This is a genomic window from Paenibacillus sp. P36 (assembly GCF_045866505.1).
Lineage (GTDB): Bacteria > Bacillota > Bacilli > Paenibacillales > NBRC-103111 > Paenibacillus_E > Paenibacillus_E chondroitinus.
The window spans coordinates 7,884,273-7,910,746 of the sequence record NZ_AP038372.1 but is presented as its reverse complement, the minus strand read 5'-3'; the positions used below and the strand labels follow the sequence as shown (position 1 = coordinate 7,910,746).

Below are 26,474 nucleotides of genomic sequence, written 5' to 3'. Positions count from 1 at the left end.
TTATTAAAGTCGCAAGAAAATGTGATTCGGAGATGGACAAATTCTCATTAGCTTTGAGTAATTACCTAAAGGTCACTACTTAAAATCTATATGGCTATTATAAAAAAAATGGTGTTTCGGTCTACTATTTTATCTCCTGCTACAGTTAATTTAAAAGCAATCCATCCACAGACAAATCATTGCCTAGTATCGACTGTTGCTGTTGCGGAAAATTATATTTCGAGAGGATAAAGTTCACTACCTATATTTACTGGAGGATTATTTTTTATGTGGAGACACTTTGTGTTATTGATTTCCCCCATAGTAATTACTTTCAATGGTGTGTACCTCTTAATTACGAAAGATTTTTTGTACACGGAGCTTATTATACTACTTGTAGGAATAGTTCTATTAAGTATTACTATAAGTGAAATAAACAATAGTATGTTAGTAGTAAAGAATTTAAGTAGAAAGTGACTTTAAAAGAAAAGAAATTTTCCAGCTAGGCATTCTGAAGACCATGACAGCTATAATAAGTGGCATTGAGGGAATTTCGCTGGTTGTAGTCGGTATTGGGTTAGCATTAGGCGCCACGCGGGGAAGCATATTGATGCAGTTTTTAATTGAATCTATGACATTAACAACACTAGGGGCAGTATAGGCCGCCAAATGTGATCCTAATGAATCGCTACGATATGAATAAAGCTTCATACCGCATAGGAGAATTAGATGAAAAATAACCGATTAGTAATTTTTGCTATGGCATGTAACATAGTCTTTATGCTGTTTGCTCTGTACGGTAAAAACTATGTTGAGTACGCCCCAACGATTGGATGGATAGGTGCAATTATTATTTCTACTACTATTTCCATCATATTTCTCATCAAGAAAAATCGAAGATTGGGTTTGGATAAGAAAACAGGAATATATTTCTTGATACTAATGATATTTTTTACAATAGTTGGGGTTATAACCATGCTTATACGGGGTGTGTTTGACTGGAGCTGGTTCACGATGTCTGTCATTTTTGTTCCAGCGTTCGTAGTAAGTATGTTTGTATCCGTTTCAATGAAGAAAGGTTCTAAATGAATCTCTGAAATACGTGAAAATAAGCATATAAAAGAAGCCTGCCAGAGTGAACAACTCTAGAAGGTTTTTTTGTATTTTTTGACTAAAAAAGCAATTCATTCATCCCTATTTATATATACCTCGTTAATGTTAATATATTGTAAATGACTTCAAAAATAGGGGAGACAACAACGATGCTAGTAACAGTAGACATACATGATTTAATAAAATTAGGAATTGCAGCTATCTTCGGTTTAATTATTGGTCTAGAACGAGAAATCAGAAATAAACCTCTTGGACTCAAAACCTCTCTGGTCATTTGTTTAAGCAGTTGCTTGCTAACAATAGTATCTATTGAATCTGCGAATAAATATGCGGTTCCCGGGCTACATGTCATGGATCCTATGCGGCTTGCGGCGCAGGTGGTTAGCGGAATCGGATTTCTTGGCGCAGGCGTCATACTTCGGAAGCATAATGATGTCATTATTGGACTAACGACGGCGGCAATGATTTGGGGAGCGGCTGGACTAGGAATTGCCATTGGTGCAGGTTTTTTTGTTGAAGCGTTTGTGGGACTGCTGCTAATTATGGTGAGTGTCGTGGTATTGCCGTATTATATTAAAAAAATGGGGCCAAGACCGCTGCTGATGAAGGATTTGCGGGTCAAACTCATCGTTTCCCATGAGGGTAGTTTAACGAATATCATCAAGGACATTATTGCTAGAGGATATAGAATGAAAAGTGTACACATCAAAGAGTTGAGTCATGAGCTGCAGGAACTCAATTTCATTGTTTTCATTGACCGTAAGTATGCATCAGAAGTATATGAAGAGTTAAAGAGTATGCCGTATATTGAAATGGCCGAAGTAGAGACTTTGTAAAAATAGGGATTGGAGCAGCAGCGAAGCAGCTGTGTTCCGATCCTTTTTGTTTGGAGCACAGTTGAGCTGTTGTGGAGCTTCATTGCATTTTTTGCAGCGAAAGTGGTGCTTTTTGCAGCCTGAAGGGCTGCTCGTTGTACGAAGTACAACATTATTAGCCAAATGGCAGTGAATGGGGTGATTTCAGCAAAATTAATTGCACATTGTACAACGAAAAGCTGAAGAGGTGCTTAATTCGATCAATTTGATTGTAAGAAGTGCAACATAGGTCGGCTTCAATAAGAAGCGAGCCCAGCGAAGTGCCAAAGCCCGCCAACATGTATTAGGCCGAAACAGCGACAGCAGCAGCGAATTTCGCGCCAAGTTCACGACATAATTTCTTTTGCTCGCTAGTCGGATTAAATTCGATTTTCAAACCGTCAAACACTTTCTCCGTTCCGATCTCGGCAAGTCTCTCTTCGATTGTGTCTACAGCTGCACCAAAGTGTGTGTAGGAAGAGTCAGCAGAGCCGAATGCGCCGGATTTGCGCCCACTTAGATCCAGATCTTCTAATTCATCGTAGAAGTCTTCGAATTCGTCTGGTAAATCGCCATCGCCCCATGTATAAGCTCCAAGTAGAATACCATCGTAGTTCACGAGATCTACACCGCTCACATCCATAACGGATTTTACAACTGGCTCAATGCCTGCCTCACGTATGCCTGCTGCAATTTCTTCAGCGATTTCCTCCGTATTTCCTGACATGCTGGCGTAAACGATAATGATTTTTGGCATGGGAATCCCTCCACGAAATGTTTTTATAGGTATGTAGTCATCTTGTAAATGTCCTGCTGTTACCAACCATCTTCATATTATTTGATAATGATTATCATTGTCAACATATAATTGAGAATATATTGAGAATGAACATTTTTGGCTGAGATGGTCGGCAAGGAAGGACTATACGACTTCGAGGAAGAAATCATGTTACAATATCGAAAACATGAACTTATCGCAGCTTATGAAAAGGGGAACTGGCATGGAGGATATCCACCTGCATTTGAAAAATCTCGGCTTCACCGACTTGGAAGCCAAGTGCCTGCATGTGCTTGCCGAAAGCGGCACACAGACGGGTTATGAAATCGCCAAGCAGCTTGGCGTATCGCGTTCGAATGTGTACTCCGCGCTCCAGAAGCTTGCGGAGAAAGGTGCGGTGCTCACCAGTCACGGTGAGCCGACGCACTACCAAAGCGTGCCGATCGAGGAGATCGGCGAGCGTGTTGAGGCGGAGCTGCAAGCGTCAATCCGCTACGTGAAAGAGCACATGCCGAAGCAGGGTGCGCACCGGTCGGAGTATTTCAGCTTGGAAGGCGACACGAAGGTGCTGGATCGTATCCGAACAGAGCTGAGGAAAGCGAAGGAGGAAGTCCTTTGCGACCTTTGGGCGCAGGAGGCGCAGCTGCTGAAGGAAGAGCTGCGGAAAGTACCCGCACAAGGTGTGCGCCTGCTTGTTTCGGCGATTGGAGATGCGGCTCTGCCAAGCAGCGTACAGCAATTCTCGCATAAACGTGATGCTACGTGGAACGAACGCAACGGGAGGAAATTTACGCTGCTGATCGACCGCAAGCTGGCCATTGTCGGCACAAGAGGCGGCGATGAGCCGACGCTTGCGATGTTGACCGAGCATCCAGCGATGGTTGAGCTGCTGCTCAATAGTTTTTGGCGTGATGTGGTGATTCACGAGCTGCAGCAGGATATGGGCGCGAAGCTTGAAGATAAATATGGGAAAAATTTTAAGAAAATTATCCAGAAATACACGGTTCCCGAAGGCAGAGAGAAGGATACGCCATCCGTTGAGGGAGAACCGGCATCCACAACGGATGAAAGTAAAGCTGGTGAAGGAAAGAGGAAAAAGAAGAAATGATGCAGCATGATGGAGAACACTTGACGAGAGAACAACAAGAGAGCATTTTACTCGCGGCGGAGGCGCTCGTGAAGGAAAAGCTGGAGCGCGATAGCAGCGGCCACGACTGGTGGCACATCTATCGCGTCGTGCAGACGACGAAGCGCATCGCCGCCCAAGAGGGCGCCGACGCTTTCGTCTGCGTGCTTGCGGCGCTGCTTCACGACGTCGTCGACGAGAAGCTGAACGCCGATCCAGCCGCTGCGCAGCGCGAGCTGGAAGCATGGCTGGCCGCCAGCGGTACGCCGGCGGCCGCCGTGAATCACGTGCTGGAGATCATCAGCACGATGTCGTTCAAGGGCGGCGCGCGGCCTCCGATGCGCACGCTTGAGGGCCAGGTCGTGCAGGATGCCGACCGGTTGGATGCCATAGGCGCGGTAGGCATCTCGCGCGTATTTGCTTATTCGGGCTGGAAGGGCCGCCCGATTCATGATCCCTCCGTCACGGCGCGTGAGCACATGACGGAAGCGGAATATCGCGCGGGAAATGACACCGCGATCAATCACTTTTACGAGAAGCTCCTTAAGCTGAAGGAGCTGATGAATACCGCCTACGCGCGCAAGCTTGCGGAGGAGCGGCACCGCTTCATGGGGCAGTACCTCGAGCAGTTTTATGCCGAGTGGGAAGGCGAGCGGTAATTGCTTTGCGGTAAGAAGCTGTGTGCGTTGCCGACTTTAGTGCGGGGCTATTAGAGGGATATGCTCCCGTTAATTTATCCGGATGAGGCCAACTGAGAGGTTTAACTGGATTTGCTCCAGCTAAATTGCAATGGAAACCTCAAAAATAGGTCAATGTGGTTGAATGAACGGTATTTTTCAAGTTCAATCGATCGACTGATCGACGCATAATGAAATTTGCCTCCATATTTTCCTGCTAATATAAAAAACCGTCCAGGCAATAAGCCTGACGGTTTATTTTTTTACTCAAATGACGGCTTCGTCAGCGGACAATTCGGCAAACTAAGAATCTCCACGTTGTAAGCAGCCAGCTTATGCAAGAAATAGCAAGTTTCCGGCAGGTGGTGCTCAAGGAAACGCAAGGTCAGGCGGCTAAGCAACTCCGTATGCTGATATTCGCGGATGACCTCTTCGACGAGTCGATAGAAGCCGATCACTGTTTCTGCAACTTGTCTGGCGAACTTCTGCTGAACCGGGAAACCCGGTGCTGTGAAGCGGAGGAAACCGCGGATGGCGGTGTTTTTGACGATATGGGCGCTGAATTGCTGCGCGTATTGCTGGGTGCTTTTTAGCAGTTCCATTTCCGTTGGATCCAAATGATTGCTCAGCAGCACGGTATGTCCAAGTTGATCCTCCAGCCACATCTCCATCAGCGCAACAAGCGGCAGGGGCTCGTAAGGCACACCGTTCATCCAAGCGTGTAAAATCCGCAGATACTCGCCGTTTTCCAATAAAGTTCCGTTGAAATACACAGGCGTCAGCGAGATGACGACCTTATTTTCTATGCGTAAATGCTGCATAAAGCCCTCAAACTGGTAGTACCCATGGGCAACGGGGTATATGTCTTTAGAGAGCTGAATCATGGTTTCCGAGGAGACCGGGAGGGAAGGATCTGTTTTCAAAATACGGTTGCGCAGTTCGGTGAATGCCGCTATGTACCGTTTGGCAATGCTGATCCATTGTACCTCTTCATTGGCAAGCGCCTCGTCCACAAAAATGGCATGATCCTGCAGGATTTCAACCCAAAACAAATGTTCCTGCCAAGGCGTAATGGTTTCATTCAGGCTCATGGAAAGGTTCCTCCTAGGTCTCTTAACTTCGGGCCAAGCCTTGCCGATATTTCACATACCGAAGTGTATTCAACAGATTCAGGTTCGAGAACAGCTTTCGTCGGAATTTGTGGTAAAATAGAACGAATAGCGATTGAAAATCGAGAAAGAAAGAGATGTTATGACGATGAAAAAAGAAGCAAAGTATATAGCAACGGTCTCCTTAGGTGTGATGGGAGCAGGTTTTTTGGCTACACTTCCTGTAGCTTCCACGGTGTGGGGAGGTTTCCTGCAAGGCGGGTTCGAAGCCGGGGTTGTGGGCGGTTTGGCAGACTGGTTCGCGGTTAGCGCCTTGTTCCGTCACCCGATGGGCATTCCGATTCCGCATACGGCGCTGCTGCCGAAGAATCGCGAGAAAATTACGAACGCCCTTGTCTCCACGGTTCAAAATGAGCTGCTTTCCAAAGAAACCATCCGCGCCCGTTTGCAGCAAATTCGTTTTCTGGAAAGAGGGCTTGAGCTGGCGGAAAGCCATCTGGATAGCGAGGCGCTTCATAAAGGCCTAAGTACGCTTGCCAAACAAGCGTTATCCGCTATTGATCTTGAAAAATTAACACCGCTGCTGGCGGATGAGATTAGCAAAGCACTGCAGGACGTGGATACGAGCCGCTTGGTTCGCGCGCTTGTTGATACGGTCAAGGATGGCGGTTATGACGGCAAGACGTTTGATTTTGTCCTCGATAAAGTAGAAGCCTGGGCGTTCAAAACGGAGACACGTGATCAGCTTGGAGCCATGGCGATCAAGGCGTTCGAGGGTTTGCAATCCAATGGCTTCATGGCGTTTGCCGTGAATGCGTTCATCGGGATGGTCAATGAGGAGAAAATTGGGGGCATTATCCAGAATTTCTTGCTTTCCTACATTGAGCAAATGCGCATGAAACAGCACCCGCGTAGAGAGGCAGTGCTTTCCTTTATCCGCAATGAACTGAATAAGCTGGAGAGAAATCCGAAGCTTTTGGCCGAGCTGGAATCACTCAAAACGAAGCTGCCGGATATGTTCGAAATGGATGCGAAGCTGTCTGCACTTCTTGTACGTCTGAAAGCTAGAGCTGAAGAGTTTGTGGACCAGCCTGATTTTGTCCCTGTCCATGTCGTTCCGATCCTTCGGAATGTGCTTGCATCCGTGAAGGAGAACGAAGCTTTGCTGCAGCGCGGCGAGATTTGGGTGCAGGAGCAGATTGCTTCTTATTTGGAGAAAAATCATAGCAAAATCGGTCAACTTGTCAAAGAAAACCTGGATAAATTCGATAACGAGAAGCTGACTCAGCTGATGGAAGATAAAATTGGCAAAGACTTGCAGTGGATTCGTGTCAACGGTGCGATCTGCGGATTTATTATCGGGCTAGGCCTGGCAGGATTAAAGATGCTGTTTTAAGGGAAACGACTACGGGATATACCCGGGTGGGGGGAAGCATTTGATCGAGATTAAAGGTGTCAGCAAGACGTTCGTACAGCGAATCGGCGGCAATTATAAGGCGCTGGACAATATCACTTTAACGATAAAAAAGGGAGAATTCGTCTCCATTCTGGGGCCATCCGGCTGCGGGAAATCGACGGTGCTGAACCTTGTTGCAGGCTTCGATACGCAAAGTGAAGGCACGATTGAAGTAAATGGTAAAAAGGTTACCGGCGCTGGGGCCGACCGCGTGGTCGTGTTCCAAGAGCACGGTCTGTTTCCGTGGCTTACGGTTCTGGACAATGTGGCTTTTGGCCTCAAACAGAAGGGCATTCCCAAAAAAGAGCGCCACGAGCTCGCCATGGAGCAGATCAAAGCGGTGCATCTCAGCCGCTTCGCCGATCGTTACCCGCATGAGCTATCGGGTGGGATGAAGCAGCGGGCAGCGATTGCGAGAGCGCTGGCGATGGATCCCGAGATTTTGCTGATGGATGAGCCGTTTGCGGCTTTAGATGAACAGACTCGCCTTATTTTGCATAAGGAATTGGAAGAAATTTGGATGCGGACGCGTAAAACGATTCTCTTCATCACCCATAACATTCGGGAAGCGGTTATCCTCTCAGATCGCGTTGTGGTCATGTCTACACGCCCTGGCACGATTAAGAAGGAGTTCACCGTACAGGCGGCAAGACCCCGGGATGCCGCAGATCCGCTGCTGCACCATGTAGAGAATGCAGCCATGGACGCGCTGGCGGATGAGCTTGAGAAGGTGGTAAGGGAGGAGACGGGCGATGAGTACCGCATTAAGAAGAACGATTTTTCTGGTACTGCTTCTGATAGCTTGGGAGGCGGGATTTAGGCTGTTTAATTGGGGCTGGAAATTTCCTTCGCCGACCCAGACACTGCAGGCTTTTTATGACGGATTGGTGCATGGCGAGCTGCTTGCAGCGACTCTAGCCAGTATGATCCGGCTGTTGGTTTCCTTCGCCCTATCGCTTGCGATTGGGACGACTTTAGGTTTCTTATTCGCGCGGTACCGTCTACTGGATGATACGCTGGGTTTCCTGGTCGTTTCGCTGCAAACGATTCCTAGTATTGCTTGGCTGCCTTTTGCTATTATATGGTTCGGTCTTAACGAATCCTCGGTTATTTTCATTACGACGCTTGGCGCAACCTGGACGATGGCGCTGGCAAGCCGCACAGGGATCAAGAACATTCCGCCGATTTATCTGCGTGCTGCACAGACGATGGGAACAGGCAACGGGTATAAAATGTTCGTGCAGATCATGATTCCGGCGGCTTTCCCGCATTTGATCAACGGGGTGCGTACGGCTTGGGCTTTTGCTTGGCGCGCCCTTGTTGCCGGGGAACTTATCGCCAAAGGGGCGGGGCTCGGCCAGCTTCTTCAGGACGGGCGTAATTTGGGCGACACTTCGCTGATGCTGTGTATCGTCATCATTATCGCTGTATTGGGGACGGTCTCTGACCATTTCTGCTTCAAGAAACTGGAAGATAAAGTGCTGGAGCGCTACGGCCTCGCCGGCTCGAAGTCTTAGCAGGGAGCGGATCTCATGAGAAAAAAAGCATGGATGCTGCTGCTGCTTTTGCTCGTCATTACGATGCTGAGCGCCTGCGAAGAGAAGCTTACAGCTTCCGGCAAGCCGCAGGTGGTCAGGGTTGGTGTTTTTAAAAATGTCACGCATGCCGCTGCCTATATTGCACTCGAAAAAGGCTATTTCGCCCGCGAGTGGGGCGATGACGTGAAGATCGAGGTTACGGCCTTCGATAACGGATCTGACTTATCCATTGCGATGGCGACAGGTGATATTGATATAGGTTTTGTAGGTCCGGGACCTGCGACAACCTTTTTTCTGAAAAGCGGGAACTATCGAGTCGTGTCCGGCTCCAATAATGGCGGCGCGGTGCTTGTTGCCCGCAATGGCGCAGGAATTAATGGCGTTAAAGATTTGGTGGATAAAACGATTGCAATCCCGTCCAAAGGGAATACGAATGAGATTTCACTGCGGATGCTGCTGCAGCAAGAAGGCATCTCCTTAGGTCGCGACACGGGAAGCGCACATCTCATCGTGCGCTCCCCGTCGGATGCGCTGATTTCCTTCCGGCAGAAGGAAATTGACGCGACGCTCGTTCCCGAGCCATGGGGGACGCAGATCGAGAAGGCCGGGCTCGGCAAGGTCGTCGTCGATTGGCAGGCAATCCCGCCGAATAACGGCGATTACCCGACGGTCATTATGGTGGCGAGCGATCCGATGATCCAGCGCCACCGGGATATTGTTAAGGGCGCGATCAAAGCCAATATGGACGGCATCGCGTTCATTCAGAACAGCCCGGAGCAAGCCTACGAGCTCATCAACAACCAGCTGAAGCAGTATAGCGGTAAAGGGATGGACAAAGGCTTGATCCAATCCTCGCTTAGCCGACTGAAGCTCACGACTGATGTTGATGTCAAAGTGATGGAAGAGATGGCGAGGGTCTCGATTGCTGCCCGATATATTAAGGGCATTAAGGAAAATGAGCTGGATCTCAGCAAGTTTGTTGATTTATCCATGCTCGAAGAAGTGAAGAGTGGGAAGTAAGCGAGAAGCCTGTGTCGATCCGAACGTTGGATGGATACGGGCTTTTTTTAACGCGCAATGTATAAAAGAACCTCTCCAATACTTGATAATAAAAGAGGAGGTTGATAGAAATATCCTCATTCCCAAGATCGATTCAAACGAAGCATTTCGTGTAATGGCAAACTTTTCTCATAGTACGCAATCTGATCCTAATGGTAGGTTATTTGATGCCCTTAGTGGTAATAAACCATTTCGTAGATTTAAGGATATGCTCTACGAACTGAATATGTGGGACGAGTGGAACAAATATCAAAACCAGTATGCAGAAAAAGAAATCCAATCGTGGATGGAGGAATCTGAACTAAATTTCAATGAATTGGACGAAAAGTACAAAGCTAGTCAATCTTTTTATGCGGAAGACGCTATATAATATTGCGGAAGTGGTTGTCGTTGATAGATTTGATGATTCAACGTTAGCAATGAGACGCTACAACGAGTTGCATAAACAGGACCCTCATCGTGAATACTGCTTTTTCCATACATCCCGTCGTGCTTTAGTGGCCCGCGAACGGTATGTTGGATTGCGGGGTCCTAGATGAATCTTAACGTGAGTTTCGGTTTGCCGCTCCTCAAAAAAAAGTCATTGCCAAATATAACCAACTCATCTATACTGAGATTAATTCCATATGGAAGCGATTCCAGAAACCGCTTTCCTACACCTAATCCTCGTCGAGAGGATTCTATTTGACAGCAATCTGGAATCGATACCAGAAAAATGAGAATGTCTTAGGAAGGTGGTCATGACATGGAAACGAATCTGCCGCAAGCTGGTGCCAGCGCTGCGGTGAAGAAGAGAAATGCTGATCTGGGAAAACGAATACGACAGCACAAGATTATGTACCTCATGCTCCTTCCCTGTCTTGTATTTTTCGTTATTTTCTCGTATATCCCCATGGGCGGATTGATGCTGGCTTTTAAGAATTATCAGTTTAACAAGGGGATACTGGGCAGTCCATGGGTGGGACTCACGTATTTCAAGGCATTTTTTAACGACTATCAAAGCGGGAAACTTATTAAAAACACATTGATTATTAGCAGCATTAAAGTTTTCATAGGATTACCTTTTCCGATTCTGCTTGCCCTAATGTTTAATGAAATCAGACATCGGAGATTCCGAGGAATCGCCCAAAGCATTTCGTATCTGCCGCATTTTCTTTCATGGGTTATCGTGATCGGCCTCATGCAGCGGATTCTTGCTCCGGATACTGGACTGCTCAACGAGGTGATCCGATTTTTTGGCGGAGACGGAAGTACGTTTTTCATGATGGAAAGCAAGTACTTTTATTCTCTCATGTTCGGCAGCCATATTTGGCAAAGTATTGGCTGGGATTCTATCATTTATTTGGCCGCTATAGCAGGCATTAATCCTGAACTGCACGAGGCCGCCAAAATAGATGGCGCTAATAAGTGGCATGAAATCTGGCACGTTACTTTGCCAGGTATTCGATTAACGATTTCCATTCTGTTTATTTTATCGCTAGGCAACATTTTGCAGGCAGGGTTTGATCAAATCTATCTCATGCGAACTCCCGGCAACATGGAACTGGCAGATATTTTAGATACCTACATCATTCGGGTAGGACTTCAAAATGGACAATACGGCTATGCGACAGCTGTTGGTTTAATGCAAGGCATAATCGGCTTAATCCTTGTTGTGGCTGCGAATCGAGCTTCAAAAAAGTTCTTTGACGAGTCAATATGGTAGCGATACCAGAAATCTTTCACTTTTCGACAGTTGATGTGTTGAAGATCACCGCCAGGTGTTTTCATAATATTTAATGGAAAAGGGGAGTATTGGATGAGCAAAAGATGGGTTAAATGGGTGACCATGCCCTTGGCAGCAAGCTTGCTGCTAGCAGGATGTGAAAGCTCCACTCAGCCTGCGGCAGGAGAGGACACGGCTTCTACGACATCTCCATCTACAGTCAGCAGCGGTAAGCCCGCAACTTGGATTGCAGACCGAACCATTAAAGGACTACTGTTTATTGACAGCGATGACATAACGAAAGATATCAACCCGGAGATTGCTAAAAAAGTGAAGGAAATGACAGGGATTACGCTGCAAATGGAGGGTGTAAATTCACAGCATGCGATTGATGGACTCATTGCAGGGTTGGCTTCCAATGATTTGCCGGACTTCATCGTCTATTATCTGAACAACAGCGGCCGCCCGGAAATGCCCGTCATTTTGAAAGCCGCCAAAGAAGACATGTTAACCGATCTAACTCCTCTTATCAAAGGAACAAAGGTGTTCAGCAAGTACCTGGATGATAAGTATTTACCGCTGGATACGAAAAACGGTGTAATGTTCCGGCCGGAATTTAACGGCTCCAGCTATTTTATCCATATGAACGTCCCAAGAGAAGGCGGCTACGAAGAGCGCAAGTATGTTTCCGGCCCTTATATCCGTAAAGACATTGCCGAGAAGCTGAACGTTGATCCACGGAAGATTAACACAACCGATCAAGTGTATGAGCTCGCTCAGAAGATCAAAGAAGGCAACTTCAAGGATAAAAACGGTAAAGATATCACGCCGATTGGTCCTCGCTACTGGGGGAACAGCAACCATGAGAACGGCACGCTATTCAGCAGTTTAACCTGGGGGGCCATTGATCAAGGCTTCGACAAGGATAAGGACGGCAAAATTGTTCATGAAAGCAAAACGGAATATCCGCTAAAGCGCATTGAGTTTGTTCAGAAGCTTTTGAAGGAAAAATTGATGGTGCCGGATTACTACGCCATGCAGGAAAACAAAGCAACGGAAGGAGCCATTAACGGGTCATTTGGTATTATCGGCGATATGCATAACTATCTGGAGTTTAATAAAGATATGAGCTACATCCCGTTAGGGCCTATTAATTCTGTGGATGGAACTTACCGGATGAACGTTGATTATAAGAGCGGGTATATGGCCTGGTCGATTCCAAAAACAACGAAAAATCCGCAAGACGTCGTCAAATTTGCAGATTTCCTGGCTAGTCGCGAAGGGAAGCTGATCTGGCAGTACGGTCTGGAAGGGCGGGACTATACGCTGGATGCCAAAGGCAATCCTTTAGTCAAAAAAGAAGTGCTGGAGCTTCGCAACAAAGATCCGAAGGCGGCCAAAGAATTGGGCTTTGACGGCGTAGGCAATGGCTGGGGAGGTTATCTCGGCAGTACGGATATCAACAGGCTGGGTGATTTCGGCGAAATGCAGTATGCAGATAGCGTCTCTCCGGAAGCTAATGAGACACCGCTGAAAATTGCCGACTACTGGGGCTACGATGAGAAAAAGAAAAACGCCAATATTAACGATGGTTATCGCCCGCTCTCCTTCATTAACGAGCTTCCAACGGGCAATGAGTTGAAGACGGCTTTAACCAACTATAATGAAAGCATCATTCGTGCATTTTACGCCAAAAGCATGGATGAAGCGCAGAAAATTCTAGATGCTTCGAAAAAGCAGCTGCAGGCAGCGGGCTTGGATCAATTCGAAGCGCTGCTTCAGAAAAAAGACAGCGATCCTAAAACGAAAGTTATTCTCAAATAGTCCAAAGCTGAGTTGGGAGGCTGGCGCTCCTGCAGGAATAGCGGGAGCGCACTTCTAGTATGGGGAGAGATTAACGTGGGAAATGAATTCTATAAGCTCTCAGCAGGCGAGAAAATATTTAAGTTCGTTAATTATGCCCTGATTATTCTCCTGTGCTTATCCATCGTGCTTCCTTTTCTGAATATATTGGCGCTCTCCTTTAACGCTGGTAAGGATGCCGAAAGAGGGGGCATCTATTTCTGGCCCCGCGTATGGACGCTGGAAAATTACCGTGAAGTGTTTACATCGGCTAATATCGGCAGAGCCTTTGCCATTTCTATATTTCGAACGGCTTTGGGTACGATTGCCGGCGTATTTCTATCCGCGATGGCTGCGTATACGCTAAAAAGCAAGACGATGCCGGGCGTCCGATTTTTTACGCTGATGGTTTTCTTTACCATGCTGTTCTCCGGCGGTATTATTCCTTATTACATGCTGCTCAAAAGCTTGCATTTGACGAACACCATCTGGGTTTATGTTCTTCCGGGCCTGTATAGCGCGTGGAATTTGATCATCATGCGGACGTTTTTCCAGCAGATCAGCATCAGTCTGGAAGAGTCGGCGAAACTGGATGGCTGCAGCGATTTCGGCATTTTCATGCGAATCATCATGCCGTTAAGTAAGCCTGTGCTGGCCACAATCTCCTTGTTTACGGCTGTGAGTCATTGGAATGACTGGTTCACAGGGGCTTTTTATGTCAGAACCGCATCACTGAGGCCGTTATCCACCTTGCTGCAGGAGATGCTAACCAAACAGGATGCCATTCGGGAGTCTCTGATGCAGGCGGCAGGCTCGTCCCAGTTTCAAATGCTCGAAAGGATACAGCTAACTGGTGATTCTCTGAAAATGGCGACGATTATTGTCGTTGTGGCGCCCATTATTGCGGCATATCCATTTATACAAAAATATTTTGCAAAGGGAGCCATGATCGGATCGGTCAAAGAATAAACGGCTTGCAGCCGAATAATTGATGACCTTCGCCATGCCCAATGTGTGATAAAATGTATAAATATGGTTCTGTCGACTACAGAGAAAACTGTTCATGTTGCGAGTAAGGAAGGATGATAATCATGGCGCCCAAAATCAAAGATGTAGCCCAAAAAGCGGGAGTATCCGTCACCACGGTCTCCAGAGTATTAAACGGAGAGAAGTACGTGAAGGACGATCTGAAGGCCAAAGTGAAACGAGCGATTGACGAGCTTGGTTATGCGCCCAGCCATATCGCGAGAAGCTTGGTACGGAAGAAAACGAACCTGATTGGCGTGATTGTTCCCGATCTAACCTCAAGCTTCTATTCGACGATCTTGAGCAGTATCGAGGAAACGGCGAGTTTGAATGATTACAACCTGCTGGTCTGCAACATTATCGAGGATACGGATAAAGAACTGAAATATTTGAATGTCTTTCATGAGATGCGTGTAGACGGCATCATTATTATGCATGAAAAGTTAAGTGAAGAAATTCGCAATTTCATTCATAAATTGGATATTCCCATCATTTTTTCAAGTGTAAGACCTGTCGATCATAAGTTTATTTCTGTCATTATCGATGATTACGAGGCGGCTTATGATGCGACCAAGTATTTAACCGAGCTCGGCCACGAGCGGATCGCTTTTATAGGCGGGGATATGCGAGACGTTACCTCAGGTCAGAATCGTTACGTAGGTTATCGGAATGCCTTGAAGGATCAACGGGTGAGAATCATCAACGATTATATCCGATTTGGCGACTATAAGACGCAAAGCGGATATGACATGATGACGGAGCTGCTGGCCTGTGAACCTCGTCCTACTGCTTTATTTGCCGTGAGTGATGATATGGCAGTAGGCGCTATGAACTGTATACATGACCATCAGCTTAAAGTCCCTGACGATATATCGATTATCGGATTTGATGGAAGCCAACTGACTGAACTTGTACGACCGCGGTTGTCCTCGATGGAGCAGCCCATTCAGGAGATGGGGAAAATTACGGTAAATACGATGATTGACATCATCTCGAATCCCGCCTCCAGTCCGCGGGAAGATTTGATACTGAAGCACAAGCTCGTCGTTCGCGATAGCTGTAAGGTATATCCAAAAGAGAGATAGGCAGAGAACAGAGCGGAAGAGGGAGAGCGGCGTGAAGAAGTTTGATGCGGTAGTCATCGGCGATGTCAATATTGATCTCGTGGTAGTGGGCTGTAATCAAATCCCTCAACCTGGACAAGAAATTTTCGTAGATAACATGATGATGCATGTAGGCGGAGGCGCAGCTTTATTTACGATTGCATTAGCCAAGCTGGGGCTGCATGTCGCATTTGACGGTGTTCTTGGAAATGATGGCTACGGTCATTATATCCGGGAACGTTTTGCTGGATATGGTATCGATACCAGTATGGTCCGAACAAGCGGAACAAGTCGGACAGGGATCACGATAGCGATTAATCCCGAGCTGGATCGTTCATTTATTACCTATGTGGGATCCAATGCTGAACTGGATGTAGAGGAACTGGATTTAGGGCAAATCGCGTTAGGCAGACATGTGCATGTTACCGGCTACAGAGGGCGGCGCAACCACACGGAATTCGTGGCCATGGCTAAGCGATTAAAGGAAGCGGGGGCTACGATTTCCTGCGATGTAGGTTGGGATGATACCGGAGAATGGTATTCGGGTGTTTTTGAGTTGATGCAGCATGTGGATGTTTTCTTGATGAACGAAACGGAGGCCCTTCATTATACCGGATTTGAGCGCATCGAGGATAGCTTAAGCTACATGTCGGGCTTCAGTCCTCATGTCGTCATCAAGCTTGGACCGCAAGGAGCGGCAGCGATGAAAGACGGCTTGCAAACGATGAGCCCAGGATTCCCGGTTGAAGCTGTTGATACGACAGGAGCAGGGGATTCGTTTAACGCCGGCTATATCTATGGTTTTTTGACGGGGCTGGATGTGGAGACATGCCTGCTGTACGGCAATGTATGCGGAGCTTTGTCAGTTGGAGCTTACGGTGGCAGCACAGGAACGCCAGACCGTGAAGGGCTGGAAGCTTTTATCAGGCTAAGGCAAAACAGGTGAGGAGGATTCTGCATGCAGACTATGCACATACAAGGTGTAGATAAAGCCATTTCCCGATTGATCATGGGGACTGGGGATTTGAGGAAGCTGGAGGAACCGCAGCGGATGATGCTGGATGCTTATATCCGCGCAGGCGGCAATACCTTCGATACGGCACATCAATATCGGAATAAAGAGGTTATTCTCGGCCAGTGGCTGGAGGAAAAGCAGCTGCGGGAGAAGGTTGTCATTCTCACGAAGGGTGCTCATCATGACGATGGCAGCCCCGGTCCGCGGGTGAACCCGCAGGCCATCCGCAAGGATCTGCTGGAGAGTCTGGACAGATTAGGGACCGATTATGTCGACTTGTATGCCCTCCATCGCGATGATCCTGATGTAGCGGTAGGTCCGATCATGGAAGAATTGAATGAGCACATTCAAGCATCACGCATCCGGGCTATCGGAGCTTCGAACTGGTCCTTTGGGCGTATTCAGCAAGCGAATGAATATGCTGCTTCCCATGGATTGATCGGATTTACATTCAGCAGCCCGAATTTAAGCCTTGCTAAGCCGAACGAGCCCAGATGGGAGGGTTGTGTATCGGCCGATGCAGACACCTGCGCTTGGCATGGGGGCAATCAACTGCCGCTCCTTGCGTGGTCTTCGCAGGCAGGAGGCTTTTTCTCCGGGCATTTTACGCCGGACAATCACGAAAATCCTGAAATGGTTAGGGTTTACTATAGCGATAACAATTGGGAGCGATACCGTCGTGCGGCCAAGCTTGCCGCGGATAAGAACGTCAGCCCCATTCAAATTGCATTAGCTTATGTGCTGAATCAGCCTTTTCCGACTTGTGCCATCATCGGTCCGAAAAATCCTGAAGAACTGCAAACTTCAATAGAAGCTATGCATATTCCGTTTACACCGGAGGAGCTTGCGTGGTTAAATCTAGAACGGGAGGAAGCTGCGAAATGATTAGACAGAAGCTGGCAGCCCAGTTGTATACGTTAAGAAACGAACTTAAGCAAGATTTTCCGGGTGTGTTAAGACAGTTGAAAAAGATGGGGTGGGCAGCCGTCCAAATCGACGGATTGCACGGGTATCCTGCCGCGGACATTGCGGCTGTGATGAAGGAAACCGGCTTGCGTACGGCAGGCATGCATGTAGGCTTAGAGCGGATGAAACACGATCTTGAGGCTGTATTGGAGGAAGCCAAGTTATTCGATACGCGGGATTTCATTTGCCATTCCTTGCCGAATGGCCTGCAAAATCCGGAAGGCTACCTCAGCGTGCGCAACGATTTGCATCAAGTTGCCTCACAGGTAAGCGGCTCAGGCTATCGGGTCGGTTACCACAATCACGATTTTGAATTTCATACGACGATGGATGGAAAGTTTGCGCTAGAATATCTGCTGGAAGACCCGGCTGTTTATCCGGAAATCGATACGTATTGGGTCCAAAAAGCAGGTCAGGACCCGTTGTCTTTCATCAGCAACTACGCGTTTCGTATGCCGATTCTTCATTTGAAGGATATGACCTCTGACGGAAAGCAATATTTTGCCGAGATCGGCACAGGACTCATCGATTTTGCGCCTATTCTGACATGGGGATTGCAAAATGGCGTTGAATGGTTCGCCGTTGAGCAGGATTATTGCCCAGGTAATCCAATGGATAGTCTGGCTATCAGCTTAGCCAACTTGTTGGAGCTGGAGAAGAAATTAGTTTAGGCCCTGTAGTTCCCTTGGATACAAACAAATAAGGACTGTCCCCCAAAGAAACTTTACTTCTTTGGAGGACAGTCCTTATTAATTTCCGCCGGAAGCAGCTTGCTGCTCGTTTTTCTGCTGCTTATGCGCCTGCGCGTCGATGACCTTGCCGCCGCCGCTTTTGTCGCTCACGGCAGCGATCTGCATCGCGCTGCTGCCTTGGAAAATCCCGCCCTCCTGAACAATGAAGGAGCGGACATCGATGTTGCCCACCAACACGCCGGAGCTGGTGACGAGCAGCTTGCCTTTGGTGTGGATGTTGCCTTTCACTTTGCCGGCAATGATGACGTCGCGCGCTTGGATGTTGGATTGGACGACAGCATTTTCGCCAATGGTGATATCGCCTGCGCATTCAATGTCGCCATGCAGCTGGCCTTCAATACGAAGGCTGGCTTCGGACATGATTTTTCCTTCGCAGATCGTACTTGCCCCGATTAACGTGTCCGTTGTTTTCGTATCTATGCGCTTCGATTTTGAGCTTCCAAGCATTAGCGTTCATCCTTTCTATTGCTTATTAAATAAGGGGTGGGGTCAATGGGGACACGGTTTTTCTGTACCTCGTAATGCAGATGAGAACCCGTGCTTCGTCCTGTGGAACCAAGCAGGCCGATCAGTTGACCTTTTGTTACTGATTCTCCGCGTTTCACGAGCATTTTATTCAGATGCATGTAACCGGTTTGAATGCCACGCGAATGATCGACAATAATACGGTTGCCGTACTCATTGTCGAAGCTGGCTTCGATCACTTTGCCTGAAGCCGTTGCATATACGGGATCGCCTAACTCACCGTCGAGGTCAAGGCCTGTATGCATGGATGGCTTGCCTGTGAAGGGGTCTTTGCGAATGCCGAAACCGGAAGTAAGACTATGCGTGGTGATGGGCCAGAGGGTTGGCGTGATGCTGCGTAAATAGTCGGCTTCCTTCAATCGCGCTTCCGACTCGCTGAGATTCACAAGCAGTGCGTTGATATCCCCGACCAAGGTAGAAAGCCCTTGTTTGGTGTTGCTCACAAGCTGAGTCACTTCCTGTGAAGTGACCGGGACCTCGTTGCCGCCAACATCCGAGTTGGCCGTAGAGTCACTTAATGCGGACAACTTTTTGCTTGTCCTGTTTGGTTCTTCTGACTCGCTCATTAACTGTATGACATGATCCAGTTTCTTAATTTCTTCGAGCTTGCTCTTAAACTCATCTGCTTGCTGGGATAAGTCAATCAAATTTGCTTGAAGCTGCTCAAGTTCATTATCTTTAAGTGTAATTTGATTAACTAGTTGGCGTTCTTGTCCATCGAACGTTCGCTGCAAGTTTTCTTTCGTTTGATGGGAGTAGGTATTCATAAAGTAAATCGTGACAAAAAAACCAATCAGCACGAGCAGGATCACGCTAGGCACAATATACAGGCTACTGTGCGGCAGCTTAAATCTTACGGTACGGCGGTTGGCGCCCGGAATGATCATGAAGGTTAATTCTTTTTTACCCCATATGAATCTCAACCGATCCTCTTCCTTTCCGTAATAAATGTCCCCCCTCCTTGATTGGATTGTATTCGAAAAGTAGAAGAGTCATGCCTAATTTATTAAATTGCAAGAATCAGCCAATGAATTACTTGATGCAGGACATACTAAATTTGGGTATACATTTGGGTGTAGGCAGGATGTCCCCGTCTCAACTTTTTTAGGGAAAATTACGTCTATAGGGAAGAGTAGCGCAGTACAAGAAGTGAAAGGAGTGATTAGGATGCTGAAAAAATATATACCTGTATTGGCGTTAGCTGCTATGACGCTTGCCGGATGCGAGTCGTCCGGAACGATGAACGGGGCTGTGAGCGTGTCCGATTCACCTCAGTCGACAGCGACTGCAAGTTCACAACCAACGGTTGAACCAACCGTACAACCGACGGATCAAACGACAACTCCCTCTGGCACACCCGTCTCCGGAACCAGTGATAAACCATCAAAAGTTGCGATGACGGGGGTGACGGCTGTTCGCTTGGCGGATGCCAAATCCGGCTGGATTGGCGGTAATGGGTGGATTGCACATACGGATGACAGCGGTGCAAAGTGGCAGGTTCAATATGAAGGCAAAGGCGATGTCAAACAATTGTTTGCTCTGAATGGGAAAGAAGCCTGGGCAAGTGTCGGGACGGAAGGCAGCTTGCTGAGCACCCAGGACGGAGGCCAACATTGGGCATCTGTCGGTCAAATGCCGAACGCCGCATTCTTTCATTTTATATCGAAGGGGGAAGCGTTCAGCGGGAATGCACACACCGTGGATGGCGGCGTAAAGTGGACGAATATGCCTGTACCTGAAGGTATTACAGGAGATGCTTATTTCCATGATGCCAGTAATGGTTGGGCCGTCAAGCAAGGAAAAGACACAGTGGAAGTGATGAGAACCCAAGATGGAGGAAAAACTTGGAACAACGTGATGTCCCGCAAAAGTGCCACGGGCCTCACTGGCACTGTCATTCGTTCCGCCGGAGCAAACGACGCTTGGATTGAGCTGATCGGCGAGTCAGGGATGACCCAAACCTCGTATTCCTTGTTCCACACGACGGACGGCGGGAAGACCTGGCAGACAGTGCTCGCGAACAGCACCGCTGGAGGCGGTCCGGCCCCCGGCATCCCTGCAGGGGATACCGCAGGGCCGAAGAACACGGGCTCGAAGCCCGGGCCGCTCTACGTCGTAAGTCCCGACGTAGCCTTCATGGGCGGCCAATGCCCGAGCTGCGACAAGCCGAACTCCGTCGGATGGACGAAGGACGGCGGCAAAACCTGGGTGAACGGCAAAGAGACGTTCACCGGCTATGGCGAGCTTCTGCTGGGCATGGCAGATGCGAATCAAGGTTGGCTGATCACGAATGACCATGAGCAGCCAAGCGTAATGTACACCACCGGCACAGGTGGTGTGAACTGGACGAAGGCGCATACCTTCGATGCGCCGAAATAACAAAAAGCCTTACCGGAAGCTGATGGCTAACGGTAAGGCTTTTTCTCATCCATGAAATTCCAATCGATACGACCCCCTAACCACGGAGATGGTGTTAGAATGGTATGTAGAGACTTGCTATATCTGCACATACACAGGAGGTCACACATGCTAGCCCCTAAATATACGATTTCTACGCTGGTTATTGCACTTGCTGTACTTATTGGTTTTACGGTGAAAAATCCGGAAAACATGGCGCTGAATACGGCTTTGACGAATACGAACGATCTTCAAAATCAAACCCTACCAACGGAACCGGCAGAACCGACACAACCAGCCGAATCGGCGACGCTGGGACCAACCCCCTCAGCAACGCCTATAATAAAAAGTGTGATAGAGGCAGCACCTTCCACGTCATCCCCGGCTCGGACAGCGAAGCCAATAACGAAACCTTCAGCGACGCCAAAAGCAGCAACCCCAAGCTTATCGCCATCTGTGACCCTGCCTGGTGAAGCAGAGACTCCAACGACAGCGACTCCAGTTGCAACTCCAATGGCAACGATAGAAGCACAAGAAAATTTGGCACCGCAGGCAAGCCCGACACCGACAGTGGTCATTGCTGCGACGCCTTCTACAAAGCCTGCCATCGAACAATTTCGAGAGGGAGATGACCCCGTTCCAGGTGTGAAGAAGGTGAATCTCGCCTCCGCCGAAATTGTGAAAATCAAAGAACAATACGAACAAAAGGCGGCTTCCGATAGCAAGGATGAAACATGGAAACGTAAAGCCGACCCTCTCATTATCAAAGGAATGAGCTTCCTTGGTACCCCTTATGTACTCGGAGCGAAGGGAGGTCAAACCGATGCGTTCGACTGTTCTTCCTTTCTCCAATACCTGTTTGCGACCCAAGAGGTAAACTTGCCTCGCGATACAGGTCAGCAAAGTGAACGAGGGACCGAGGTGTCCATGAACGAATTGCGCGAGGGCGATCTCGTGTTTTTCACGACGCCCAAGCGCAAAAACAAAGAAGGTACCGAACAGATCGGCCATGTGGCGGTCTATATGGGTAACGGACTTATCCTGCATACCTTCCGTACAGGCATCGGCGTAACGATCTCGGAGCTGGATGCCGTTTGGAAAGATCGCTTTGTTAAGGCCAAGCGTGTGCTGTCTTAATGAATTTTCGCGGGGATGGCCTTGTTATAGCCCAGAAGCTCCGATACGGTGATTAACTTGTATCCCTTGTTTTTTAATTCAGGCAAAATAATCTTCAAGGCGGCGATGGTTTGCGTCGGGCCTTCAATATAGTCATGAAAAAGAACGATGTTCCCATTTTTCGCATTTTTCAGCACCGTGTTCACAATGCGATTGACCCCCGGTGTATCCCAATCCTTCGTATCCAATTGCCAGCTCCACATGATCATTTTGTAGCCCTCATCTTTGACAACGGACACAAGTCGTTCGTTGTAGAAGCCCCCAGGTGGACGGAACAATTGTGACCGCTGTCCTGTTTTTCCAACAATCAAATCCTCCGTCGTATTCAGCTCTTTCTTGATATTGGCGTTCCGCCCGATGTAGGCATGGCTATATGTATGATTAGCAATCTCATGACCTTCTCGAGCTGTTTGTTCCAGCACATCGGGATAGAGCTGAATTTTGTTGCCGACGACGAAAAAGGTTGCCTTCGCGTCATACTGCTTAAGCAGTTCCAGAACTTGCGCCGTATACTTGGGATGCGGACCGTCATCGAAAGTAAGGGCAATTACCTTCTCATCCGTATTCACTTCCCAGACAATTTCTCCACGGTTTTCATAGTAGCTGCGGTCTTTCTTAGGGGCGGCGCTGGCTGCTACTGGCTGCATCAAAAACAAGCAAATACACAAAGCTGCAATGATTCTCATGATGTCTCCTTCGTTGATTTGGTACAAGTAGCGTTTCCAATTCTCCTGAAAGGAATTCAAGATTTGGGCGGTTCGCTTCCGTTGCCATTGCCATTCCCATTTCCGTTCCCGTTTGTAGTTCCATTCCCATTGAAAAAGGTCGTCGTAAGCGCCTTGATTTTTTCCATAAATTTACCATACCCATAACCGGTCAAAAAAGCGATAGAAATGCGTGCTGACATGGAATCGTCGACCTGCAGCAGCATGATGCCGCTCTCGAACAGGACGATGGTGATGATCGCACAACCGAAACAAAGGATAGGCCGCATGAAGTACCAGTACATCCACTGTGAAGTCAGGTCGTGATAATGTTCATGGAACATCCTAAGGCCGTATAAGGCTCCGCCCAAGGCGCCGGCAAAGCCAAAACAGGCATATTCATGATATAGGCTTACGTCAATGCCTAACAGCTTCCCCTGAACGGACCCGCTGCCGAGTACGGCCATCATCCAGAGACTGCCGATAAACCATGCGAGCAAATAAACAAAGATTGTCTGCTTGCCGAATCGTTTCAAGGGGTCCAAAAAAAATCACCGCCCTATACATGGTTAATACCATTGTATGAGCGGTGTTGTTGTTGATGCCTGCCGATAGGGGCGTTGATCGGATAACTTTAAATACTGAATGATCGCTCTGGAGCAATCTTGGGCGCCGAATTTCTGATGCTTGCGGATCGTGATGCGGCGTTTCGAAAGCTCGGGATACTGCTCCAGCAACAGCTTGAACCAGTGATCGACCATTTCGAGCGATGTAATCATTTGACCGTAACCTTGATCTTGGAAATATTGGCAATTCATTTCTTCCTGTCCTGGAATAGGGCTGTAGAACAGCATCGGAATGCCTTTGGCCATAGCTTCGGTACAGGTCATCCCACCAGGTTTGGTGATCAATAGATCCGAAATGTCCATTAGTTTATTAATTTCATTGGTGTACCCGATCAGATGGATATTGGGCTGCCGGAAAATCTCTTCCTCTAACAGCTGCTGACGCGCTTTCTCGTTCGTCCCGAGACAGATGAGAAGCTGTATCTCCTTGCTCCAACTGGCTAAATACGTTAACAACTCTTCTTTTTCTTCCTTCTTAAAAACACCCCAACCGCCGCCCATCACCATCACCGTAGGCATGGCGTTAAGCCCGAACTGCTTGCGGGTCTGTACTTTGCTATGCTCGAGATGGAAGTCAGGGTGGACGGGGATGCCTGTAACTTCGATGTTCGTCTCCGGTACGCCGCGGGCGATGAGACGCTCTTGCACCTTCGGCGTCGATACCAGGTACTTGTCTACAGCAGAATCAATCCAAGCGCCGTGCACATCGTAATCGGTGATCACGGTGAATAGAGGCACCGTAAGCCCGGCACGTTTCAAACGTGAAACGATCGCGCTTGGAAAAGGGTGCGTACACACGATAATATCCGGCTTGAGCTGTTTGATAATCGCTTTGGTTTGGGAATAAAACATCCGGTGCAGGAAGAGTCCTGCAAAGCGGCCCAGCGACTTTTCATATTGATTGCGGTAAAGCATACCATAGAGTTTGGGTTGTGAAGTAACCGTGCGGCGGTATGCCGAGAAGATCCAAGGTGCAAGGGTAGGGTGCAAAAATGCGCCGAGCTCAAGAACGCGTGTAATAATTTCCGATGAGTTTTGTCTCAGCTCAACGGAAAGTGCGTGTGCAGCTTGTGTATGACCTTTCCCGAAGCCCTCAGATAAGAGCAAAATCCGTTTTTTTCGCAAGGAACTCACCTTTCTTTGACAACCATATCAATCTTATTCATAGATTAGACGTAATTTGCGGGGAAATCCCTGCAAGTTAACCGTTAAGCGTTGCTTTCAGCTTCGATGCGTAGCATTTGCGGCAGACAGGGACATAACTTTCATTGCCGCCGATTTGAATCTGCTCACCGTGGAAGATAGGCTCTCCGTCCTTGCAGCGCATGTTCATGATCGCTTTCTTGTCGCAGTACCAGCAGACCGTTTTAATTTCCTCAATCGTATCCGCCGCCGCAATCAGTGCCATGCTTCCTTCAAAGAGTTGCCCCATGAAGTCCGCCCGCAAGCCATAGGCGATAACAGGGATGTTCAAGTCATCAACAATCGTGATCAATTGCGCGACCTGCCCTTTGGTTAAAAATTGCGCCTCGTCCACAAGAATACAGTTCGGAGACTCTACTTGCGCCAGTTCAACCATGTCCAGAGTATCGTCTACCACAATGGCATTTTTTTGCATGCCGATTCGAGATACGACCTTGCCAACACCAAAACGGTCATCAACGACGGATGTCAGGAGGAGCGCTTTTTTACCTTGTTCTTCATAATTATGCGCAACGCGCAGTACTTCAATGGATTTGCCGCTGTTCATCGTACCATAACGGAAATATAATTTTGCCAAGCTGGGCCAGTCCCCTCTGAAGATCTAGGATCGAATGGATGTATGACTATATGTTAAAAAAATAAGTAGCTGAAAGAGATTGAAGCTCTTCTAATTTCACGGCGGCCTGGAAACTTGTTTCCGAAGCCGGTTTGTCGCCGATCAGCGGCTGTTTCTTGTATATTTTACGAATATTGACTTCAATACTGCCTTTCACAGGCACTTCCGTAATTTGAATGCGATGGGGTTCGTACATTAAAACATGCATCGTGTCCTTAGCCACCGGGTTTGCACTTTGCAACAGCTCCTGAATGAGCTCATGATCCAAAAGGGATGGAAGTTTTTCTTTCATACCCGGGTTCGTTTCGCAGTGATGAGCCACCGCTTTGGCGAGCAGCGCATCCATGGCAAGGAAGGGAGGGCTAAGGAAAATACGGTGGTCCTCCACGACCGCATGAATAAGTGCAGCCGCCGTTTCTTCATCTGTTTCTATATAATTGCCGCGAAGGCGCAGCTTACGGACGAGTTCGGAAGGCGGCATGAGCTGCTGCCCGGCATAATGCGTATCCCGCAAAAAGCTGTCCAGATGATCAAGGCCCATCAAGGAAGTTTTGTTCGTTAAAGGGCTGTCCTGATTCAAAATGGATACAATCGCAGCTGGAGAGATGCCATGCTCAGTCAGGATGTCGGCAACGGGCCCGTTCAGGATCAGTCGCTCTGTATGTTGATGGTGGTCATAACCGAGTGTTCGTTCCACCGCATGCGAAAAGGGCAAATGGCCGATGTCATGCAAAAGTGCAGCTATGCGAAGCAAGGGCTCGTCCGGGCAAAAATGGGCCATCAAGGACCACACACCAACGGTGTGCTCGAACCGTGAATGGGTCATTGGCGAAAAAAGCGCGGAAGCTCCGAAGTGATGCAAAAACTTCAAACGGCGTACCGGCTGCGATCGGAAAAGCTGGACTTCAACCGGATGGGCTGGTATATGCCACTTATAAAGGGGCTCCCAAATCATCCCAGTCGAAAAAGTATGCTGTAGACTCAAAGCAGCGTTCCTCCTAGGCTGTGGAATCTGGATGTATATTTCATTTCAGCGCATTAGCTATCATAGCATGAAACATAGAAAGTTCGCTATCATGAGCGTATGAAAAGGCAGCGTAAAACATGCACGACAAGCTGTGGATGCTTC

General features: G+C 48.1%; 27 protein-coding genes. 18 read left to right on the top strand and 9 right to left on the bottom strand.

The window, feature by feature from the left end; genetic code table 11:
• The first annotated feature begins 708 nt into the window (after positions 1 to 708).
• Both ACKTT9_RS34725 and ACKTT9_RS34720 read left to right on the top strand, forming a co-directional pair.
• The gene (locus tag ACKTT9_RS34725; protein ID WP_407869585.1) at positions 709 to 1,068 is read left to right on the top strand and encodes a hypothetical protein; all 360 of its coding nucleotides are present in this window, start codon (positions 709 to 711) and stop codon (positions 1,066 to 1,068) included.
• Between the two features lie 173 nt (positions 1,069 to 1,241).
• On the top strand, positions 1,242 to 1,928 hold the full coding sequence (locus ACKTT9_RS34720; RefSeq protein ID WP_407869584.1) for an MgtC/SapB family protein: 687 nt from the start codon (positions 1,242 to 1,244) through the stop codon (positions 1,926 to 1,928).
• 322 nt (positions 1,929 to 2,250) lie between these two features.
• Here ACKTT9_RS34720 and ACKTT9_RS34715 read toward each other — a convergent pair whose 3' ends face one another.
• Complete coding sequence (locus tag ACKTT9_RS34715; RefSeq protein ID WP_127453647.1) at positions 2,251 to 2,703, bottom strand: flavodoxin; 453 nt, start codon at positions 2,701 to 2,703, stop codon at positions 2,251 to 2,253.
• 244 nt (positions 2,704 to 2,947) lie between these two features.
• On the opposite strand from ACKTT9_RS34715, the gene ACKTT9_RS34710 reads away from it, so the two are divergent.
• Positions 2,948 to 3,832 (top strand): TrmB family transcriptional regulator, encoded by an 885-nt coding sequence (locus ACKTT9_RS34710; protein WP_407869583.1) that lies wholly within the window; start codon positions 2,948 to 2,950, stop codon positions 3,830 to 3,832.
• Positions 3,832 to 4,509, top strand: a complete 678-nt coding sequence (locus ACKTT9_RS34705) for an HD domain-containing protein (protein WP_407873175.1) — start codon at positions 3,832 to 3,834, stop codon at positions 4,507 to 4,509. The genes ACKTT9_RS34710 and ACKTT9_RS34705 overlap by 1 nt, the downstream gene beginning before the upstream one ends.
• Before the next feature lie 281 nt (positions 4,510 to 4,790).
• Here the strand turns inward: ACKTT9_RS34705 and ACKTT9_RS34700 are convergent, their stop codons facing one another.
• Positions 4,791 to 5,618 carry a DUF2935 domain-containing protein gene (locus ACKTT9_RS34700; protein WP_157317746.1) on the bottom strand — a complete coding sequence of 276 codons (828 nt, stop codon included), beginning with the start codon at positions 5,616 to 5,618 and terminating at the stop codon, positions 4,791 to 4,793.
• 166 nt (positions 5,619 to 5,784) lie between these two features.
• On the opposite strand from ACKTT9_RS34700, the gene ACKTT9_RS34695 reads away from it, so the two are divergent.
• The 12 genes from ACKTT9_RS34695 to ACKTT9_RS34640 all read left to right on the top strand — a co-directional run bounded on the left by ACKTT9_RS34695 (position 5,785) and on the right by ACKTT9_RS34640 (position 18,017).
• A complete protein-coding gene (locus tag ACKTT9_RS34695; RefSeq protein WP_407869582.1) occupies positions 5,785 to 7,032 on the top strand; it encodes a DUF445 domain-containing protein in 1,248 nt (415 codons plus the stop codon).
• A gap of 40 nt (positions 7,033 to 7,072) precedes the next feature.
• Positions 7,073 to 7,912, top strand: coding sequence for an ABC transporter ATP-binding protein (locus ACKTT9_RS34690; protein ID WP_157317748.1), 840 nt, complete (start codon positions 7,073 to 7,075; stop codon positions 7,910 to 7,912).
• Positions 7,845 to 8,609: an ABC transporter permease gene (locus tag ACKTT9_RS34685; protein ID WP_407869581.1), complete on the top strand. Its 765-nt coding sequence runs from the start codon at positions 7,845 to 7,847 to the stop codon at positions 8,607 to 8,609. Before ACKTT9_RS34690 ends, ACKTT9_RS34685 begins: the two co-directional genes overlap by 68 nt.
• A 15-nt stretch (positions 8,610 to 8,624) precedes the next feature.
• Positions 8,625 to 9,650 carry an ABC transporter substrate-binding protein gene (locus ACKTT9_RS34680; RefSeq protein WP_407869580.1) on the top strand — a complete coding sequence of 342 codons (1,026 nt, stop codon included), beginning with the start codon at positions 8,625 to 8,627 and terminating at the stop codon, positions 9,648 to 9,650.
• A complete protein-coding gene (locus ACKTT9_RS34675) occupies positions 9,640 to 10,059 on the top strand; it encodes a UPF0158 family protein (RefSeq protein WP_407869579.1) in 420 nt (139 codons plus the stop codon). Before ACKTT9_RS34680 ends, ACKTT9_RS34675 begins: the two co-directional genes overlap by 11 nt.
• A 375-nt stretch (positions 10,060 to 10,434) precedes the next feature.
• Positions 10,435 to 11,394, top strand: coding sequence for an ABC transporter permease (locus ACKTT9_RS34670; protein WP_407869578.1), 960 nt, complete (start codon positions 10,435 to 10,437; stop codon positions 11,392 to 11,394).
• A gap of 93 nt (positions 11,395 to 11,487) precedes the next feature.
• Entirely contained in the window at positions 11,488 to 13,218 is a 1,731-nt protein-coding gene (locus tag ACKTT9_RS34665) for an extracellular solute-binding protein (RefSeq protein WP_407869577.1), read from the top strand.
• A 75-nt stretch (positions 13,219 to 13,293) separates the two neighbouring features.
• Positions 13,294 to 14,205 carry a carbohydrate ABC transporter permease gene (locus ACKTT9_RS34660; protein ID WP_127453624.1) on the top strand — a complete coding sequence of 304 codons (912 nt, stop codon included), beginning with the start codon at positions 13,294 to 13,296 and terminating at the stop codon, positions 14,203 to 14,205.
• Between the two features lie 122 nt (positions 14,206 to 14,327).
• Complete coding sequence (locus ACKTT9_RS34655; protein WP_407869576.1) at positions 14,328 to 15,347, top strand: LacI family DNA-binding transcriptional regulator; 1,020 nt, start codon at positions 14,328 to 14,330, stop codon at positions 15,345 to 15,347.
• A 31-nt stretch (positions 15,348 to 15,378) separates the two neighbouring features.
• Positions 15,379 to 16,311 (top strand): carbohydrate kinase family protein, encoded by a 933-nt coding sequence (locus ACKTT9_RS34650; RefSeq protein ID WP_407869575.1) that lies wholly within the window; start codon positions 15,379 to 15,381, stop codon positions 16,309 to 16,311.
• Between the two features lie 12 nt (positions 16,312 to 16,323).
• The gene (locus ACKTT9_RS34645) at positions 16,324 to 17,265 is read left to right on the top strand and encodes an aldo/keto reductase (RefSeq protein ID WP_407869574.1); all 942 of its coding nucleotides are present in this window, start codon (positions 16,324 to 16,326) and stop codon (positions 17,263 to 17,265) included.
• Entirely contained in the window at positions 17,262 to 18,017 is a 756-nt protein-coding gene (locus ACKTT9_RS34640; protein ID WP_407869573.1) for a sugar phosphate isomerase/epimerase family protein, read from the top strand. Before ACKTT9_RS34645 ends, ACKTT9_RS34640 begins: the two co-directional genes overlap by 4 nt.
• Before the next feature lie 78 nt (positions 18,018 to 18,095).
• Here ACKTT9_RS34640 and ACKTT9_RS34635 read toward each other — a convergent pair whose 3' ends face one another.
• Together ACKTT9_RS34635 and ACKTT9_RS34630 are read right to left on the bottom strand one after the other, a co-directional pair.
• Entirely contained in the window at positions 18,096 to 18,545 is a 450-nt protein-coding gene (locus tag ACKTT9_RS34635) for a polymer-forming cytoskeletal protein (RefSeq protein WP_157317757.1), read from the bottom strand.
• Positions 18,545 to 19,546, bottom strand: coding sequence for a M23 family metallopeptidase (locus ACKTT9_RS34630; RefSeq protein ID WP_315953102.1), 1,002 nt, complete (start codon positions 19,544 to 19,546; stop codon positions 18,545 to 18,547). Before ACKTT9_RS34630 ends, ACKTT9_RS34635 begins: the two co-directional genes overlap by 1 nt.
• A 244-nt stretch (positions 19,547 to 19,790) precedes the next feature.
• On the opposite strand from ACKTT9_RS34630, the gene ACKTT9_RS34625 reads away from it, so the two are divergent.
• Together ACKTT9_RS34625 and ACKTT9_RS34620 are read left to right on the top strand one after the other, a co-directional pair.
• Positions 19,791 to 21,002, top strand: a complete 1,212-nt coding sequence (locus ACKTT9_RS34625) for a YCF48-related protein (RefSeq protein ID WP_407869572.1) — start codon at positions 19,791 to 19,793, stop codon at positions 21,000 to 21,002.
• Positions 21,003 to 21,149: 147 nt separating this feature from the next.
• Positions 21,150 to 22,157 (top strand): NlpC/P60 family protein, encoded by a 1,008-nt coding sequence (locus ACKTT9_RS34620; protein ID WP_407869571.1) that lies wholly within the window; start codon positions 21,150 to 21,152, stop codon positions 22,155 to 22,157.
• Here ACKTT9_RS34620 and ACKTT9_RS34615 read toward each other — a convergent pair.
• The 5 genes from ACKTT9_RS34615 to ACKTT9_RS34595 all read right to left on the bottom strand — a co-directional run bounded on the left by ACKTT9_RS34615 (position 22,154) and on the right by ACKTT9_RS34595 (position 26,330).
• Positions 22,154 to 22,882 carry a polysaccharide deacetylase family protein gene (locus ACKTT9_RS34615; RefSeq protein WP_407869570.1) on the bottom strand — a complete coding sequence of 243 codons (729 nt, stop codon included), beginning with the start codon at positions 22,880 to 22,882 and terminating at the stop codon, positions 22,154 to 22,156. The genes ACKTT9_RS34620 and ACKTT9_RS34615 overlap by 4 nt on opposite strands.
• A 56-nt stretch (positions 22,883 to 22,938) precedes the next feature.
• The gene (locus tag ACKTT9_RS34610; protein ID WP_407869569.1) at positions 22,939 to 23,445 is read right to left on the bottom strand and encodes a hypothetical protein; all 507 of its coding nucleotides are present in this window, start codon (positions 23,443 to 23,445) and stop codon (positions 22,939 to 22,941) included.
• A 24-nt stretch (positions 23,446 to 23,469) separates the two neighbouring features.
• Positions 23,470 to 24,651, bottom strand: a complete 1,182-nt coding sequence (locus ACKTT9_RS34605; protein ID WP_127453609.1) for an MGDG synthase family glycosyltransferase — start codon at positions 24,649 to 24,651, stop codon at positions 23,470 to 23,472.
• Between the two features lie 76 nt (positions 24,652 to 24,727).
• Complete coding sequence (locus tag ACKTT9_RS34600) at positions 24,728 to 25,306, bottom strand: thymidine kinase (protein WP_127453607.1); 579 nt, start codon at positions 25,304 to 25,306, stop codon at positions 24,728 to 24,730.
• 46 nt (positions 25,307 to 25,352) lie between these two features.
• Positions 25,353 to 26,330, bottom strand: coding sequence for an HD domain-containing protein (locus ACKTT9_RS34595; protein ID WP_407869568.1), 978 nt, complete (start codon positions 26,328 to 26,330; stop codon positions 25,353 to 25,355).
• Between the last annotated feature and the right edge of the window lie 144 nt (positions 26,331 to 26,474).